The organism is Dechloromonas aromatica RCB (assembly GCF_000012425.1).
In genome coordinates this window covers 1,037,426-1,053,968 of sequence record NC_007298.1, presented here as the reverse complement: position 1 = coordinate 1,053,968, position 16,543 = coordinate 1,037,426, and the positions used below count along the sequence as shown (strand labels likewise).

Genomic DNA, 16,543 nt, shown 5'->3' with positions numbered 1-16,543 from the left:
TCATGACCGAGCGTCAGGACAACAGCCTAAGCTTCAAACTGGTCTACTACGGGCCGGCGCAGAGCGGCAAGACGACCAATCTGCTGCGTCTGCATGACCTGCTCGCCCCGGAGCTGAAGGGCGAGATCATGACCATGGAGACCAAGGACGACCGTACCCTGTTCTTCGACCTGCTGCCGCTTGGTTTCCGCGCTCCCTCCGGCCTGCTGATCAAGTTCCGCCTGTTCACCGTGCCCGGCCAGATCGCCCACGACGGCACGCGCAAAGCCGTCCTATCACGCGCCGATGGCGTCGTCTTCGTCGCCGATGCCGAGCGGACACAGGAAACCAACAACGCTGAATCCTTCCAGAGCATGACCGAGAACTGTCGTCGGGTCGGGTTGGATTTTGAACACCTGCCGCTGGTCGTCCAGTTCAACAAATGCGACCTGCCCACCGCCGTCCCCGAGGCAGAAATCCGCCAACGCTGGAGCGCCGCACCGTGGCCGCTGGTCTTCGCCATCGCCCTCGATGGCCGCGGGGTGGCAGAAACCTTCCGCACCTTGCTCACCGCGCTTTATCGCCGCCACGCCGATAACCTGGCGCTGGCCAGCGAGCACGGCCTGGACGAAGCCGCATTCGTCGCGGGCGCACTGGGACGAGCATGAGCGAGCTTGCCTTCGACCGCGAATGGAGCCTGGCCGAATTGCTCGAACCAGCCATACTCGAGCGCATTGGCCCCTTACTGGCGCAACTGCTCGGTGGCGATGCCGCTATCGTCGATGCGCTCGGAAAAACTTTCTGGGGCGTTGTCGATAGCAAGGCGGGCCGCGAAGCCCTGACCCTGGAACTGGAGCCCATCGGCTACCTGGCCAGCACGACAGCGGCGCCCGGCACGCTGCAAGCCGGTGCCGGCTTCCTGACCCAGTTGCTGCGCATCCAGGTCCGCTTCAGGATGGCTTCAAGCCTGCATCTGGAAGCGGTAGCCGAGGATTTCGAGACCCTGAAGCGCGAACATGCCCGCCTGCTCGAATCGGAGACCCGCTACAAGACATTGGCCGGCGAACTGGAGAGCCGCGTCAAGGCGCAGGTCGCCCAGCTCGACGAACGCCAGCAGATGCTCTACCAGGCCGAGAAGCTCGCCTCGGTCGGCCAGCTGGCGGCTGGCATGGCGCACGAGATCAACAATCCGCTCGGTTTCGCCCGCAGCAACTTGAGTACCTTTAGCCTCTACCTGAAAAAGCTGGCGACCCTGAAAACCAGATTGGACGATGTCGAGACCGCCTGGCGCGAACTCGACATGGATTTCGTGCTCGAAGATGGCCTCGACCTGCTCGGCGAGACGGCCGTGGGGCTGGAACGGATCGCCCGCATCGTGGCCGACCTCAAGAGTTTCTCCAATGTCGATCGCGCCACTGAAGAGCTGGCTGACCTCAACGACAGCATCCGCCATGCGATCAGCGTCATCGAGCGGCAGTTGCCGCCCGGGGTCAGCCTGCAGGTCGAGTTGGGCGATCTACCGGCCATCGTTTGCCTGCCCGGCCATCTCAACCAGCTTTTCTACAATCTGATCCACAACGCGGTACAGGCCATCCAGGATGCCGGCCACTCCGGTGTCGTGCGCATTTCCAGCCGCCTCACCCCTCAGGAAGTTGCCATCAGCATCTCCGATAACGGCATCGGCATGGGTGCCGAGCAGCGCGAACGTGCTTTCGAGCCCTTCTTCACCACTCGCCCGGTCGGCAGCGGTGCCGGACTGGGCCTGAGCACTGCTCGCAACATCGTCCTCGCCCATAGCGGCCATCTCACGATTGCCAGCGAACCGGGGCAAGGCACCACGATCAACCTCAGTTTTCCGACACCACCATGACTGACTATTCGGCACTCTTCACCGGCCAGACCAGCACGCCGCAAGCGCCGGCCAGTCACCTGACGCCGCCGAAATACCGCCTGCTGATCGTCGATGACGAAGTCGGCATCGTCAAGGCGCTGACGCGCGTATTCCGTCAGGAAAACTATGAAGTCGTGACTGCCGGCAGCGGCAACGAAGGTCTGCAGCGCATGGCAGAGGGCAATTTCCAGCTGATCATCAGCGACTTCATGATGCCTGGCATGAACGGCGCCCAGTTCCTGCGCGAGGTCAAGCAACGTTCACCGGAAACGATCCGCATCATGCTGACCGGCCATGCCAATACCGATGCCGTGATGGGCGCCATCAACGAAGGTGCGGTATACAAATTCATCCTCAAGCCGTGGAACGATGACGATCTGCGTGTCACCGTCGCACTGGCTTTGGAGCAGTTCGACCTGATCACCCGCAACCGGGTTCTGAAGACCGAAAACGAGAAGAAATCCAAGGAAATCTCGGCGCTGAATCGCCTGGCGGTGACCCACCGCAGTCGACTGGGCATCATGCTGCACAAGAAAAACCTGCTCAACGCGGCCCAGTTGCAGGAACTGACCTTGCTGCAGGAGCGACGCAAGGAGCCGCTGATCGCCCTGCTCCTCGAAAAGGACTGGATCAGCGAGCGGCAGATTCGCACCCTGCTCAAGTCGGAAATGCTGATCGACGAGGTCCAGCTACCAGAATTCCGCATCGATGCAGTGCTGGCCGAGCTGATCCCGCACAGTTTCTGCCAGCGCCAACTGGTCGTCCCGCTCAAGCTGGAAGGCCGGCGCCTGCTGCTGGCGATGGCAGACCCGCTCGACGAGGGCCTGATCGACGAAGTTCGTTTCACGGCCGGTCTCGACCTGAAAATTGTCACGGCCGACACCGAGGCAATCCGCAACAAAATCAATGAGCTGTACGGCGAAGGCGGCGTCGATTTCAAGGAACTGGAGACCCTGGTCAGCAGCCCGGACCCTTACGAGGGGATCGAGATCGTCATCGAGGAGGAGGACACCGCCCAGCTCGAAGACCTGCTCCGCGAAACCGAGGCCCCGCCAGCCATCCGTCTGGCCAACGCAATCATTCTCGAAGCCATCCGGCTCGGCGCTTCCGACATCCACATCCAACCCCGGATCAAGTCCGTTGTCGTCCGCTACCGGATCGACGGCGTGCTGACCGACAAGATTCAGATCCCGCACCACCTGCACCAGTCGCTGGTGTCGCGCCTGAAGATCATGTCCGAACTGGACATTTCCGAACGCCGGCGACCACAGGATGGCCGGATCACCGTCAAGACGCCGATGCGCATGGTGGATCTGCGCATTTCCACCCTGCCGACGATCAACGGCGAGAAGGTGGTCATGCGCATTCTCGACCGCAATTCAACGGTGCATACGCTGGACCGCCTTGGCTTCTCGCCCGTCGACCTGCCGCGCGTCGCCGACATGGTGGCCCGGCCGCAGGGCATCATCCTGGCGACCGGCCCGACCGGCAGCGGCAAGACAACCACCTTGTATTCGCTGCTCCAACACGATGCAACACCTGACAAGAACTACGTCACCATCGAAGATCCGGTCGAGTACTACCTCGACATGGCCGGGCAGGTCCTGGTCAAGGAAAAGATCGGTCTGACTTTCCCATCCATTTTGCGTGCCTTGTTGCGCCAGGATCCGGATGTTGTGCTGCTCGGCGAAATCCGTGACTTCGAAACCGCCGAGGTGGCTTTTCATGCCGCCCTGACCGGCCACCTCGTTTATTCGACCCTGCACACCAATTCGGCGATCGCGACGATTGCTCGCCTGTTCGACCTTGGCCTCAAACCCTATATTGTCGCCACGGCGCTGGAAGGCATCATCGCTCAGCGACTGGTCCGCCAGATCTGCCCGCATTGCCGTACCGAGGTCGATGCCGAGCCGGCACTGCGGGCAAGACTGGGCGGTCACTTTGCCCTGCTTGAACGAAGCTATCGCGGCGCCGGCTGCAACCACTGTCATGGCTCGGGTTACAAAGGGCGGGTCGGTCTGTATGAAGTACTGGCGCTTGATGACGAATTACGCGACCGGATCGGCAGCGGTGCCAGCGTGCTGGAAATTCGTCGCCTGGTCCGCCAGAAAGGCTTGCGGGGCATTGGTTGCCACGCCTTGGAGCGCGTTCAGTCCGGCGCTACCAGCCTGGAGGAAATTCTGCGTGTTCTCGGCCCACAGGCCGGAGAGGACTAAAAATGGACGCATTTGTCTGGAACGAGCGCTACATGACAGGAGAAGCGCAGGTTGATGAGGAGCATCAGGAACTGGTGCGTATCATCAACTGGGTCATCGAACACCAATCCGTGCCGGCGCAGGATGACGATATCCAGCGGGTATTGGCCAGCTTGGCCAACTATGCCGTGATGCACTTCGGACACGAGGAGGAGCTGATGGAGCAGATGCATTGTGACCCCCGCTTCATTCAGGCGCACGTCGCGGTGCATCAGGAATTTGCCCGCCAAGTCGGAAAAATGCTGGAGTTCCAGGGCGGCAAAGCCGATGTTGAATATCTGCTGCGTTTCCTCAGTAGCTGGCTGGCTCATCACATCCTCGGTATTGATCAGTCGATGGCCCGCCAGATCGCAAAGATCCGTGCCGGGGCCGCGCCGGAAGCGGCTTTCGAGGCCGAGAAAAGAATCCCTCATGACCCGTCGACCGCCAGCCTGCTCGATGCGATGAACGCCTTGTTCCGCATGGTCGCCAGTCGCAACGAGGCATTGGAGAAGCTCAATGCCAGCCTGGGGGCGCAAGTCGCAGCACAAACAGCTGATCTGATGCAATCCAATCAACAGTTGCTGGTCGAGCAAGGGCGACTGCAATTGGCCATGAAGCAGATTGAAATCACCCAGAAAAAGCTGCTCGAGTCCGAACACCGGCGGTCCGAGGCCGCCAAGCGCGGCATGGAGCAATTGCTTGCCCAGATCATCGATGGCGATCCGGTGCCGACCTTCGTGATCGATGCCCAGCATCGGATCACCCATTGGAACAAGGCTTGCGCCGTGGTCAGCGGCCTGTCCAGCGCAGAGATGGTGGGGACCCAGTTACACTGGAAGGCCTTCTACAAGGAATACCGCCCGGTGATGGCGGACCTGATCGTCAATGGCAGCCTGGAAGCGCAGTACGAGGAATATTACAAGGATCGCTTCAGGCGCTCTTCATTGATTCAGGATGCGTTTGAAGGCGAGGCCTTTTTTGAAGGCCTGGGGCCGAATGGCTTGTGGCTGGCTTTCACGGCAGCCCCGCTACGCAACGCCAATGGTGAGTTGATCGGTGCAATCGAGACCTTGCAGGACGTCACCGAACGGCACCGCGCCCAGGAAAGCTTGCTGCAACACCAGAACCAGCTGGAAAGCCTGGTCGTTCAACGCACGACCCAGTTGGCCACCGCCAATACCGAACTGGAAAACGAGCGGCGCGAGCTCGAAGTCCTGCTTTCAAAAATTGAAGAAGCCCAGCAGCAATTGCTGCAGTCGGAAAAAATGGCGGCAATTGGCCAACTCGCGGCTGGCGTCGCCCACGAAATCAACAACCCTGTCGGCTTCGTCAACTCCAACCTGGGAACGCTGAAGACCTATATCAACAACCTGCTCGGCGTCGTCGACGCCTATGAAGCGGTCGCGGCAGGCGGCGACCCTGCCCAAATTGAGGCTGCCCGGCGAGCGGCCGACATCGACTTTCTGCGTGAAGACCTGCCTTCCCTGCTCATCGAATCCCAGGAGGGCTTGGGACGCGTGACCAAGATTGTCCAGGACCTCAAGGACTTTTCCCGTGTCGATCAGGCCGAATATCAACTGGCCAATCTCAACGCTGCCCTGGAAAGCACCCTGAACGTTGTCTGGAACGAGTTGAAATACAAAGCCGACGTGGTCCGCGATCTGGGCGATATCCCTGAAGTCGAGTGTGTACCGGCCCAGATCAACCAGGTTTTCATGAACTTGCTGGTCAATGCCGCACAGGCCATCGAGACACACGGCAGGATCACGGTCCGTTCCGGCCAGGAGAACGCCCATGTCTGGTTCGAGATTTCCGACACCGGTAAAGGCATGACGGCGGAAGTATGCCACCGCGTATTCGACCCCTTCTTCACCACCAAGCCGGTCGGCCAGGGTACCGGCCTCGGGCTGTCGATCTCCTACGACATCATTGTCAAAAAACATCGAGGACGTTTCGATGTCGCCAGCACCCCGGGCCAAGGAACAACTTTCAAGTTCTGGCTACCGATTCAGGGCGTGGAAAAATGACCTCCCCTTAGCGGGCAGGGGCAGCACCAATGTGCTCATTGCCCCCGCAAACGGGACCAACGACAAGACACAAGACGTCGCTCAATAACGGCCTCCGAACAAAAATATTTTGAACATGCTTCGGCCACCGCAAGGTGCCCGGAGCTTTGTTTTTTCGGGCTTTTTTTACCCCAACGGCATCCCAAACAACAAACACACAAAACACCGCATATAGTCAAGACATTGCCTTTGGGCACTATATCTAGTAGCTTTGCAACATTCCAAGATTAATAACCCAGACAATCAGAATTTTGTAGAGGAGCCCTTGATGAGCAAAATTGCCGAACAGCTTTCGCTGACAGACATCCCCGCTGCACCGGAGTTTTCCCCGCTGCCGGAGCAGGAAATTTCCGGCGAAGTGCTGATCGAAAAATACGCCAAGGGCAAGGAAACCAACGTTCACGACGTGCGGCGCCGCGTCGCCTACGCGCTGGCCCAGGTCGAGCAGGAAGCCGACCGTGCCCACTGGGAAAATAAGTTCCTGTGGGCCCAGGAAAACGGTTTCATCCCGGCCGGCCGGATCAACTCTGCCGCCGGTACCGACCTGCAGGCCACGCTGATCAACTGCTTCGTGCAACCGGTTGGCGACTCCATCGTCGAAAACACCGAAGGCAAGCCCGGCATCTACACCGCGCTGGCCCAGGCCGCTGAAACCATGCGTCGTGGTGGCGGTGTCGGTTATGACTTCTCCTCCATCCGCCCCCAGGGCGCCCGCGTCAAGGGTACCCAGTCGCGCGCATCCGGCCCGGTTTCCTACATGCGGGTGTTCGACCGCTCCTGCGAAACCGTCGAATCCGCCGGTGCCCGCCGTGGCGCGCAAATGGGCGTGCTGCGTTGCGACCACCCTGATATCGAGGAATTCATCCACGCCAAGGACAAGGGCGACCTGACCAACTTCAACATCTCCATCGGCGTCACCGACCCGTTCATGGAAGCCGTCGACGCCGACGGTGATGTCGAGCTGCTGCACCGCGCCGAGCCGAACGCCGACATGCGCGCCGCTGGCGCCTATCAGCGCGAAGACGGCATCTGGGTTTACCGTAAGGTGCGCGCCCGCGATCTGTGGGACCAGGTGATGAAGTCCACCTACGACCACGCCGAGCCGGGCATCCTGTTCCTTGACCGCATGAACAAGGACAACAACCTCAATTACTGCGAAGTGATCGAGGCCACCAACCCCTGCGCCGAACAACCGCTGCCGCCGTATGGCTGCTGCTGCCTGGGTTCGATCAACCTGACCCTGTACGTCAAGGACGCCTTCTCCGAGCAGGCCGAGTTCGATTTCGACGCCTTCGCCGAAGTCATCCGCATCTCCACCCGCATGCTCGACAACGTCCTCGACGCCACCCACTGGCCGCTTGAGCGCCAGCAGCAGGAAGCCGCCAACAAGCGTCGCGTCGGCCTCGGTTACACCGGCCTGGGCGATGCGCTGGCCATGCTCCGCCTGCGCTACGACAAGCCGGAAGCCCGCGCCATGGCTGCCCGCATCAGCGAATTCATGCGCGACACCGCCTACATGTACTCGGTCGAAATGGCCAAGGAACGCGGCGCCTTCCCGCTATTCAACGCCGAACTCTACCTCTCCGGCGGCAACTTCGCTTCGCGCCTGCCGACCGACGTCAAGGCCGAGATCCGCAAGCACGGCCTGCGCAACTCGCACCTGCTGTCCATCGCGCCGACCGGCACCATTTCACTGGCCTTCGCCGACAACGCCTCGAACGGCATCGAACCGCCGTTCTCCTGGACCTACAACCGCAAGAAGCGCATGCAGGACGGCACGATCAAGGAATACTCGGTCGAAGACTACGCCTGGCGTCTCTATAAGCACCGTGGCGGCGACGTTTCCAAGCTGCCGGACTTCTTTGTCACGGCTCTGGAAATCTCTGCCCAAGCGCACAGCGACATGGTTGCCGCCGTTGCCCCGTTCATCGACACCTCGATCTCCAAGACCGTTAACGTACCGGCCGACTATCCCTACACTGATTTCCAGGATCTCTATATGAGCGCCTGGAAATCCGGTCTCAAGGGTCTGGCCACCTACCGCCCGAACAGCGTGCTCGGTTCCGTGCTGTCGGTGACCAGCAGCGAGCCGGCCAAGGCCGACGCAGATGCAAAAGCGCCGCAGGATTTCGTCTCCGACGCCAACCGCCGCCTGTCGATCAAGAATCTGCCGGCCCCCGTGCTCGCCAGCCTGCGCTGGCCGGGTCGTCCGAACCTGCCGGAAGGCAATCTGTGCTGGACCTACATGCTCGACTCGCCGATCGGCAAGTTCGCGCTGTTCGTCGGCCACGTTGAGCCGGAAGGCCGTGCTTGGCCGTTCGAAGTCTGGGCCAACGGGCCGGCCGAACCGCGCGGCCTCGGTGCCGTCGCCAAGACCCTGTCGATGGACATGCGCGCCAACGACCATGCCTGGCTGGAAATGAAGCTGGAAGCGCTGGCCAAAACACCGGGTGACTCTTTCGAAATGCCGATGCCGCCGCACGGCGAGCGCAAACGCGTGCCATCCGTCGTTTCCGCAATGGCCCAGGTCATCAGCTGGCGTTGCGAACAACTCGGCGCCTTCAAGCACGAAGGCCCGACGCCGGTGAAGGATGCGTTGTTCAGCGCCAAGGAACCGAAGACCGGCACCGATGGCACGCTGTCCTGGACGGTGGACATCAACAATCCTTCAACCGGCGAAGACTTTGTCCTCGGCCTCAAGGAGATCACCCTGCCCGACGGCGTTACCCGTCCCTATTCGATGTGGCTCTCCGGCAACTACCCGCGCGCCCTTGATGGCCTATCCAAGCTGCTGTCGCTCGACATGCGCGTCCTCGACCCGGCCTGGATCGGCATGAAGCTGCGCAAGCTGATCGATTACTCCGAGCCGCTCGGCGACTTCATGGCCTTCGTGCCGGGTTCGCGCAAACAGCAGACCTATCCTTCCACAGTGGCCTACATCGCCAACCTGATCATCCATCGCTACGCCATGCTCGGCATTCTCGACGAAACCGGATTCCCGCTGCAACAAATGGGCATCCTGGAAGCGCCAGAAGACACCATCAGCAACAAGGTGCTGCCAACCCAGGGCAAACTGTGCAGCGAATGCGGCAACCACACGATGATCCGCAAGGATGGCTGTGACTTTTGCACGGCCTGCGGGGCTGTTGGTACCTGCGGCTAAAGAGTTACCCCAAGCATCAAATTAAAAGGCCCCGGAAATTTTCCGGGGCCTTTTTCGTTACGTCGTTGCGACCATCAAGGTGGTCAATTTCCTGTTCCTAGGGACGATCCAGCCAGAACAAGGAAGTGATGCTTTTGGCGTCAGTGATGCGACCATCCCAAACTGCCTGCTTTGCTTCGGCTGGTGATAGTTCAATCACATCCAGAAACTCGTTGTGATCGAGTTCCCTTTCACCGGCCAGATGCAGGCCGCGAGCGGCGAAAATCTCTATGCGTTCATCGGAGTAGCCGATGCACGGATGCATCATGCCAAGGTATTCCCATTCACTGGCAACGTAGCCCGTTTCTTCCTTCAGTTCACGCCGGGCCGTATCGATGATGGCTTCACCATGATCGATCTTGCCGGCCGGCAATTCGAGAAAGACCCGACGCAACGGATAGCGGTACTGGCGCTCGAACAGCAGATTGCCATTGTCCAGGAACGCCAGGATGACAACAGCACCGGGATGAACAATGTATTCGCGGATTGATTCCTTGCCATTAGGTAGAAGGACACAATCCTTGCGTACATTGAGCAAGGCGCCCGCAAAAACCGTCTCGGTCGAGACTTCCGATTCGATCAAGTGTGCATCATGCGACATAACGAAACTCCACAAAATAAAACGCCCCGACTGGCGGGGCGTTCTGCAAACTTGTTTTCAGGCCAGCATCAGAGCGATCGCAACAGCGCGTAGGCACAGAGCGACATGATCACCTGCGGGAAGATACCGAGCAGCGCAACAGCAAGGCCGTTGGCAGAAATCAGGATACGCATGTCCATTGGAGCGGAGAGCGGAGTTTCGTCAGCCGGTGCGTCGAAATACATCAGTTTGACGACACGCAGGTAATAGAACGCACCAATCAGCGAGAACAGCACGGCAACGATGGCCAGCCACATATAACCAGGACCGGCAGCAACAACCGCCTGCAGCACCGAAAACTTGGCAAAGAAGCCGATAAAGAACGGAACGCCTGCCATGGAGAACATCAGCATCAGCATGATTCCGGCAAACCACGGACTACGCTTGTTCAAACCCTTGTAGTCATCGAGTTCTTCAGCTTCAAAGCCGGCACGCGACATCATCAGAATCATGCCGAAGGTACCGGCACTCATCAGCACGTACGAAATGACATAGAACATCGACGAGCTGTAGGCATTCAAGGCGTAGCGCGCATCACCACCGACCACACCGGTCACGATACCGAGCAGCATGAAACCCATATGCGAGATGGCGGAATAGGCCAGCATGCGCTTCAGGTTGGTCTGAGCAATGGCGGCCAGGTTACCGATAGCCATCGATAGCACAGACAGGATGACCAGCATGGCTTGCCAATCTGCAGCCAGGGTAATCAGACCATTAACCAGCAGGCGTATGACAATGGCAAATGCAGCCAGCTTGGGGGCAGAGCCAATAAACAACGTAACCGAGGTCGGAGCGCCTTGATAAACGTCCGGAATCCACATGTGGAACGGTACGACACCGAGCTTGAAAGCGAGACCGGCAACCAGAAAAACCAGACCAAAGACCAGCACGCTCTTGTTAACGCCGCCACCGTAGAGGCGTTCGGCGATGCCGGTAATTTCCAGAGTACCGGTGGCGCCGTAAATCATCGACATACCGTAGAGGAGCAGACCGGAAGCCAGGGCACCAAGAACGAAGTACTTCATCGCAGCCTCGGTGGAAACCACCGAGTCGCGATTCATGGCGACCATCGCGTAGAGAGACAGCGAGAGCAGTTCCAGACCGATATAGATGGTCAGAAAATGATTGGCGGAAATCATCACCATCATGCCTAGCGTTGCGAACAGCGCCAGCACGTAGTATTCCCCCTTGTTCATCGACTCGCGGTCGATAACGTAACCACGCGAGTAGAACATCACAATGACAACGGTCATGTAGAGGAACAACTTCAGCAGGTCGGACATCAAATCGTCCACAAACATATTGCTGAAGGTGTAGGTAATCTCGCCGGTACTGGTCGCAAACTGAATCGCGGCGCAACCGATCAACGTAAGCTGGGTCAGCACGAAGGTGACCGTGCGCCGGCTGTCCTTGACCAGCAAATCGATCATCAGGATGGCCAGCGCCATCGTCGCCAGAAAGATTTCCGGCGCAGCGGGCAGAAGATTGGGGACAACAAAATTGTCGAACATGTCGGCTACCGTTTATTGAATCTTGCTGATGGCAACGTGATGCAGCAGGTCGTTGACCGAGGCGTGCATGACTTCGGTGAAAGGCTGCGGATAGACGCCCATCCACAGCGTGGCGACTGCCAGCACTGCGAGGATCGCAAATTCACGCATATTGATGTCGCTAAGTTCGGCTACATGGTGATTGGCGACGTCACCGAAGATGACGCGCTTATACATCCACAACGAATAGGCAGCACCAACGATCATCGAACTCGCTGCGGCGAAGGCTACCCAGAAATTGAACTTGACAGCACCGAGAATCACCATGAACTCACCGACGAAGCCGGAGGTTGCCGGTAAACCGGAGTTGGCCATGGTAAATAGCATGAACAGGGCCGCGAACTTCGGCATGGTATTTACCACGCCACCGTAATCGGCGATCTGACGGCTGTGGACACGGTCATACATGACACCGATACAGAAGAACATCGCGCCGGAAACAAAGCCGTGCGAGACCATCTGAACCAGCGCACCTTCAATACCCATCGCGCTGAACATGAAGAAACCCAGCGTGACGAAGCCCATGTGGGCGATGGATGAATAGGCCACCAGCTTCTTCATATCCTCCTGAACGAGGGCAACAAAGCCGATATAGACGACAGCGATCAGCGAAAGCGCGACAACCAGACCAGAGAGTTCATGCGAGGCATCCGGAGCGATCGGCAGCGAGAACCGCAGGAAGCCGTAGGCACCAAGTTTCAGTGCGATGGCTGCCAGGACGATGGAGCCGCCCGTCGGCGCTTCGACGTGGGCATCCGGCAACCACGTATGCACAGGCCACATCGGAACCTTGACGGCGAAGGCGATCAGGAAAGCCAGGAACAGCCAGATCTGCGGACCGAGAGCGATCGGCAGCTTGTGCCATTCAAGGATCGAGAAGCTGCCACCGGACTGGATGAACAGATACATCAGGGCCAGCAGGAACAGCAGGGAACCGAAGAGGGTATAGAGGAAGAACTTGAACGCGGCGTAAACACGGTTCGGGCCGCCCCAAACACCAATGATCAGGTACAGCGGAATCAGCGAGGCCTCGAAAAACACATAGAACAGCACGCCGTCCAGCGAAGTGAAGATGCCATTCATCAGGCCGGACATGATCAGGAACGCTGCGTTGTACTGGGCAACCTTGTTCTGGATAACTTCCCAACCGGCTGCCACCACGATGATCGTGATAAAGGCATTCAGCACCACAAACAGCATGGAGATGCCATCAACACCTAGATGGTAGTTGATGTTGAAACGCGGTATCCACGTTTTAAGTTCCACGAACTGCATGCCACCGTTGGCGACATCAAAACCAGTCCACAGCGGGATAGTGATCAAGAAAGCGGCAACTGCACCAACCAGGGAAAGCATCCGTGCCAGCGGTGCGTTCCGGTCGCCACCGGTGGTAAGCACCACCAGTCCGGCGAAGATCGGAATCCAGATTGCGAGAGATAGCAACGGGTAAGTCGACATGTTATTCCTTGCTTTTCTGCGAACTATTCACGGCTAGGCGCGGTTGATCCACAGGGTCATCAGCACAAAGACGCCAATGATCATGGTGAAAGCGTAGTGATAAACGTAACCGGTCTGGAACAGGCGGGTCACGGATGAAATCCATCCAACAAGCTTGGCTGAACCATTGACGATCAGACCATCAATAACAGCTACATCGCCGCCGCGCCAGAACGCCTTGCCGAGCATCCGGGCGCCCCCGGCGAATACGACTTCGTTGAACTTGTCGAAGTAGTACTTGTTTTCGAACAGAGTGTGGATCGCCGAGAAACGACGCTGAATGGCTGCCGGAATATCCGGGCGCTTCATGTAGAAGAACCACGAAACCACAACACCGGATAGCGCCAGAATGAACGGCAACGAGGTGAACGAATGCATGCCCATGGCTACAGCACCGTGGAACTCTTCAGCCAAGTGCTCCATGGCCGGATGGGCCTCCGTATTGATGAAGATCACACCCTTGAAATAGTCGCCGTACAGCATCGGTTCAATCGCGAAGAAGCCAATCAACAGTGAGGGGATAGCCAGCAAGACCAGCGGCAAAGTGACCACCCACGGCGTTTCGTGTGGCTTTTGGCCCGGTGCCAGACCGTGATGATGGTCGTGCGAAGCTTCCTCGTCGTCGTGGTCGCCATGATGTTCATGGTGATGGGCTTCGTCCGCCTTGCCAAAACGTTCCTCGCCGTGGAAGACCAGGAAGTACATGCGAAAAGAGTAGAAAGCCGTGATGAAGACACCCGCCAGAACTGCGTAATAAGCAAATGCAGCCCCCGGCTGACCATGATGATAGGCCACTTGGGCAGCCTCAATGATCGAGTCCTTGGAGTAGAAGCCAGACAGGAACGGGGTACCAATCAATGCCAGCGAACCAACCAGAGAAGTAATCCAGGTAATCGGCATATATTTGCGCAGACCACCCATGTTGCGGATGTCCTGGTCGTGATGCATGCCGATAATCACCGAACCGGCACCGAGGAACAGCAGCGCCTTGAAGAAGGCGTGCGTCATCAGGTGGAAGATTGCGACAGAGTAGGCGGAAGCGCCAAGCGCGACAGTCATGTACCCAAGCTGCGACAGCGTCGAGTAGGCCACAACGCGCTTGATGTCGTTCTGGATAATACCCAGGAAGCCCATGAACAGCGCGGTAATGGCACCGATTACGATGACGAAGGACAGTGCAGTGGTCGACAATTCGAATAGCGGCGACATCCGGGCGACCATGAAGATACCTGCAGTCACCATCGTTGCAGCGTGGATCAGTGCGGAGATCGGGGTCGGGCCTTCCATCGAATCCGGCAGCCAGACGTGCAGCGGGACCTGAGCCGATTTGCCCATAGCGCCGATGAACAGGCAGATACAGGTCGCGGTCATCAACGAAACTGTAGCCCACTCGCGACCTGCAAACAGGTTGATCGTGGTTTCGGCAAGAGTCGGTGCCTTCGCGAAGACCGTTGCGTAATCAAGCGAACCGCAGTAGGCCAGCACAAGGCCAATGCCGAGGATGAAGCCGAAGTCACCGACACGATTGACCAAGAAGGCCTTCATATTGGCAAAGATTGCCGTCGGGCGGGTGTACCAGAAGCCGATCAGCAGGTAGGAGACCAGACCCACTGCCTCCCAGCCGAAGAAGAGCTGCATGAAGTTGTTGCTCATCACCAGCATCAGCATGGAGAAGGTAAACAACGAGATGTAGCTGAAGAAGCGGTTATAGCCAGGGTCTTCCTGCATGTAGCCGATGGTGTAGATATGGACCATCAACGACACGAAGGTGACGACCAGCATCATCGTGGTGGTCAGCGTATCAATCAGGAAACCGACTTCGAACTTGTAGTCACCGCTGGTCAGCCAGGTATAGACCGCACCATTGTAGGTGTGGCCAGCCTGGACATCCTTGAAGATGATGACTGAGGTAATGAAGGCAATGGCGACACCGGCGATGGTAGCGGTATGAGCCACCCAGCGCGGAATGACCCGGCAGAACAAGCCCGCGATCATGGCACCGATCAACGGAGCCAGGGGAACGAGCAGATAGAGTTTTTGCATTTCCATGTTTAACCCTTCAGGCTGCCCAGGTCATCCACATGGATGCTCTTGAGGTTGCGGAACAGCACGATCAGGATGGCCAGACCAATCGCCGATTCAGCAGCGGCAACGGTCAGGATGAAGAAGACGAAAATCTGGCCCGAGAGATCCTGAAGATAGTGGGAAAACGCCACGAAATTCATGTTGACCGCAAGCAGCATCAATTCGATGGCCATCAGCAGCACCAGCAGGTTCTTCCGATTCAGGAAGATGCCGACGACACTGATCGCGAACAGAATCGCGCCCAGAATCAGGAAATGAGAGAGTGACAAAGTAAGCATAGTCTTCCCTGGGTTCAGTCTTTTTCAACCGGCATCTGCAGGACGCGGACGCGATCCTTCGCCTTGACGAAGACCTGCTGATTTGGGTTGGTGTACTTGGACTTCTTTGGACCACGGTAGGTCAGGACGATCGCCGCAATCATGCCGACGAGCAAGATCAAAGAGGCCAGTTCGAACGGATAGACGTAATCGCTGAACATCAGCGCGCCAATAGCCTTGGTATTGGATACCCCAGCCGGTACCATCGCTTCAGCTGCCGGCACCTGGAAGTACTTGCTGCCGAGCACCAAGCCCATTTCCATGACCATCAGCAGACCGAGCAAGGCACCGAGGGGCAGATAATTCCAGAATCCCTCGCGAATACGGTCGATATTGATATCGAGCATCATCACAACGAACAGGAAGAGCACCATGACCGCGCCGACATAGACGAGGATGATGGCGATCGCCAGGAACTCGGCCTGCAGCAGCGCCCAGATGCCGCCGCAGGTGAAGAAGGCGAGAATCAGGTGCAACGCGGCGTGAACCGGGTTGCGGGCAGTGATCACGCGAAGACTCGCGAAGACCAGAATCGCCGACAGGAAGTAAAAAACCGCAGTTTGAAAATCCATCGCTAGCACCTGTTATCGGTAAGAAGCATCAAGTTCGCGATCTTTCGCGATTTGATCTTCGTAGCGGTCGCCGTTGGCCAGCAACATCTGCTTGGTGTAGTACAAATCACCACGCTTCTCGCCGTGATATTCAAAAATCCGCGTTTCGACAACGGCATCGACCGGGCAGGCTTCTTCGCAGAAACCGCAGAAGATGCACTTGGTCAGATCAATGTCGTAGCGCGTCGTGCGACGGGAACCGTCATCGCGTGGCTCAGCCTCGATGGTGATGGCCAGCGCGGGGCAGATCGCTTCGCACAGCTTGCAGGCAATGCAACGCTCTTCGCCATTCGGATAGCGACGCAGGGCGTGCAGACCGCGGAAACGGAAACTTTGCGGTGTCTTTTCTTCCGGATACTGGACGGTGATCTTGCGAGCAAAGAAATACTTGCCCGTCACCGACATCCCCTTCAACAATTCCTTGAGGAAGAGGCTGTTGAAGATTTCCTTCATCGAACCCATTAG

General features: G+C 58.1%; 12 protein-coding genes. 5 read left to right on the top strand and 7 right to left on the bottom strand.

Translation table 11 applies throughout. The features are described 5' to 3' along the window. Nucleotides 1–2 precede the first annotated feature (2 nt). From DARO_RS05045 to DARO_RS05025, 5 genes are all read left to right on the top strand, one after another. The gene (locus DARO_RS05045; RefSeq protein ID WP_011286733.1) at nt 3–647 is read left to right on the top strand and encodes a GTPase domain-containing protein; all 645 of its coding nucleotides are present in this window, start codon (nt 3–5) and stop codon (nt 645–647) included. Continuing rightward, on the top strand, nt 644–1,849 hold the full coding sequence (locus tag DARO_RS05040) for a sensor histidine kinase (RefSeq protein WP_011286732.1): 1,206 nt from the start codon (nt 644–646) through the stop codon (nt 1,847–1,849). The genes DARO_RS05045 and DARO_RS05040 overlap by 4 nt, the downstream gene beginning before the upstream one ends. After that, nucleotides 1,846–4,086 carry an ATPase, T2SS/T4P/T4SS family gene (locus tag DARO_RS05035; RefSeq protein WP_011286731.1) on the top strand — a complete coding sequence of 747 codons (2,241 nt, stop codon included), beginning with the start codon at nt 1,846–1,848 and terminating at the stop codon, nt 4,084–4,086. Before DARO_RS05040 ends, DARO_RS05035 begins: the two co-directional genes overlap by 4 nt. Nucleotides 4,087–4,088: 2 nt before the next feature. After that, the gene (locus tag DARO_RS05030; protein WP_011286730.1) at nt 4,089–6,134 is read left to right on the top strand and encodes a bacteriohemerythrin; all 2,046 of its coding nucleotides are present in this window, start codon (nt 4,089–4,091) and stop codon (nt 6,132–6,134) included. A 307-nt stretch (nt 6,135–6,441) separates the two neighbouring features. Continuing rightward, nucleotides 6,442–9,336: an adenosylcobalamin-dependent ribonucleoside-diphosphate reductase gene (locus tag DARO_RS05025; protein WP_011286729.1), complete on the top strand. Its 2,895-nt coding sequence runs from the start codon at nt 6,442–6,444 to the stop codon at nt 9,334–9,336. Between the two features lie 97 nt (nt 9,337–9,433). Here DARO_RS05025 and DARO_RS05020 read toward each other — a convergent pair whose 3' ends face one another. The 7 genes from DARO_RS05020 to nuoI form a co-directional block, all read right to left on the bottom strand. Beyond that, the gene (locus DARO_RS05020) at nt 9,434–9,976 is read right to left on the bottom strand and encodes an NUDIX hydrolase (RefSeq protein WP_011286728.1); all 543 of its coding nucleotides are present in this window, start codon (nt 9,974–9,976) and stop codon (nt 9,434–9,436) included. A 68-nt stretch (nt 9,977–10,044) separates the two neighbouring features. Further along, nucleotides 10,045–11,529 (bottom strand): NADH-quinone oxidoreductase subunit NuoN, encoded by a 1,485-nt coding sequence (nuoN, locus tag DARO_RS05015; RefSeq protein ID WP_011286727.1) that lies wholly within the window; start codon nt 11,527–11,529, stop codon nt 10,045–10,047. Nucleotides 11,530–11,541: 12 nt separating this feature from the next. Next, on the bottom strand, nt 11,542–13,026 hold the full coding sequence (locus tag DARO_RS05010; RefSeq protein ID WP_011286726.1) for an NADH-quinone oxidoreductase subunit M: 1,485 nt from the start codon (nt 13,024–13,026) through the stop codon (nt 11,542–11,544). Between the two features lie 33 nt (nt 13,027–13,059). Next, on the bottom strand, nt 13,060–15,114 hold the full coding sequence (gene nuoL, locus DARO_RS05005) for an NADH-quinone oxidoreductase subunit L (RefSeq protein ID WP_041224218.1): 2,055 nt from the start codon (nt 15,112–15,114) through the stop codon (nt 13,060–13,062). A 2-nt stretch (nt 15,115–15,116) separates the two neighbouring features. Continuing rightward, a complete protein-coding gene (nuoK, locus tag DARO_RS05000; protein ID WP_011286724.1) occupies nt 15,117–15,428 on the bottom strand; it encodes an NADH-quinone oxidoreductase subunit NuoK in 312 nt (103 codons plus the stop codon). Nucleotides 15,429–15,442: 14 nt separating this feature from the next. Next, on the bottom strand, nt 15,443–16,039 hold the full coding sequence (locus DARO_RS04995) for an NADH-quinone oxidoreductase subunit J (RefSeq protein WP_011286723.1): 597 nt from the start codon (nt 16,037–16,039) through the stop codon (nt 15,443–15,445). Between the two features lie 12 nt (nt 16,040–16,051). Further along, nucleotides 16,052–16,540 carry an NADH-quinone oxidoreductase subunit NuoI gene (gene nuoI, locus DARO_RS04990; RefSeq protein ID WP_011286722.1) on the bottom strand — a complete coding sequence of 163 codons (489 nt, stop codon included), beginning with the start codon at nt 16,538–16,540 and terminating at the stop codon, nt 16,052–16,054. Nucleotides 16,541–16,543: the final 3 nt, after the last annotated feature.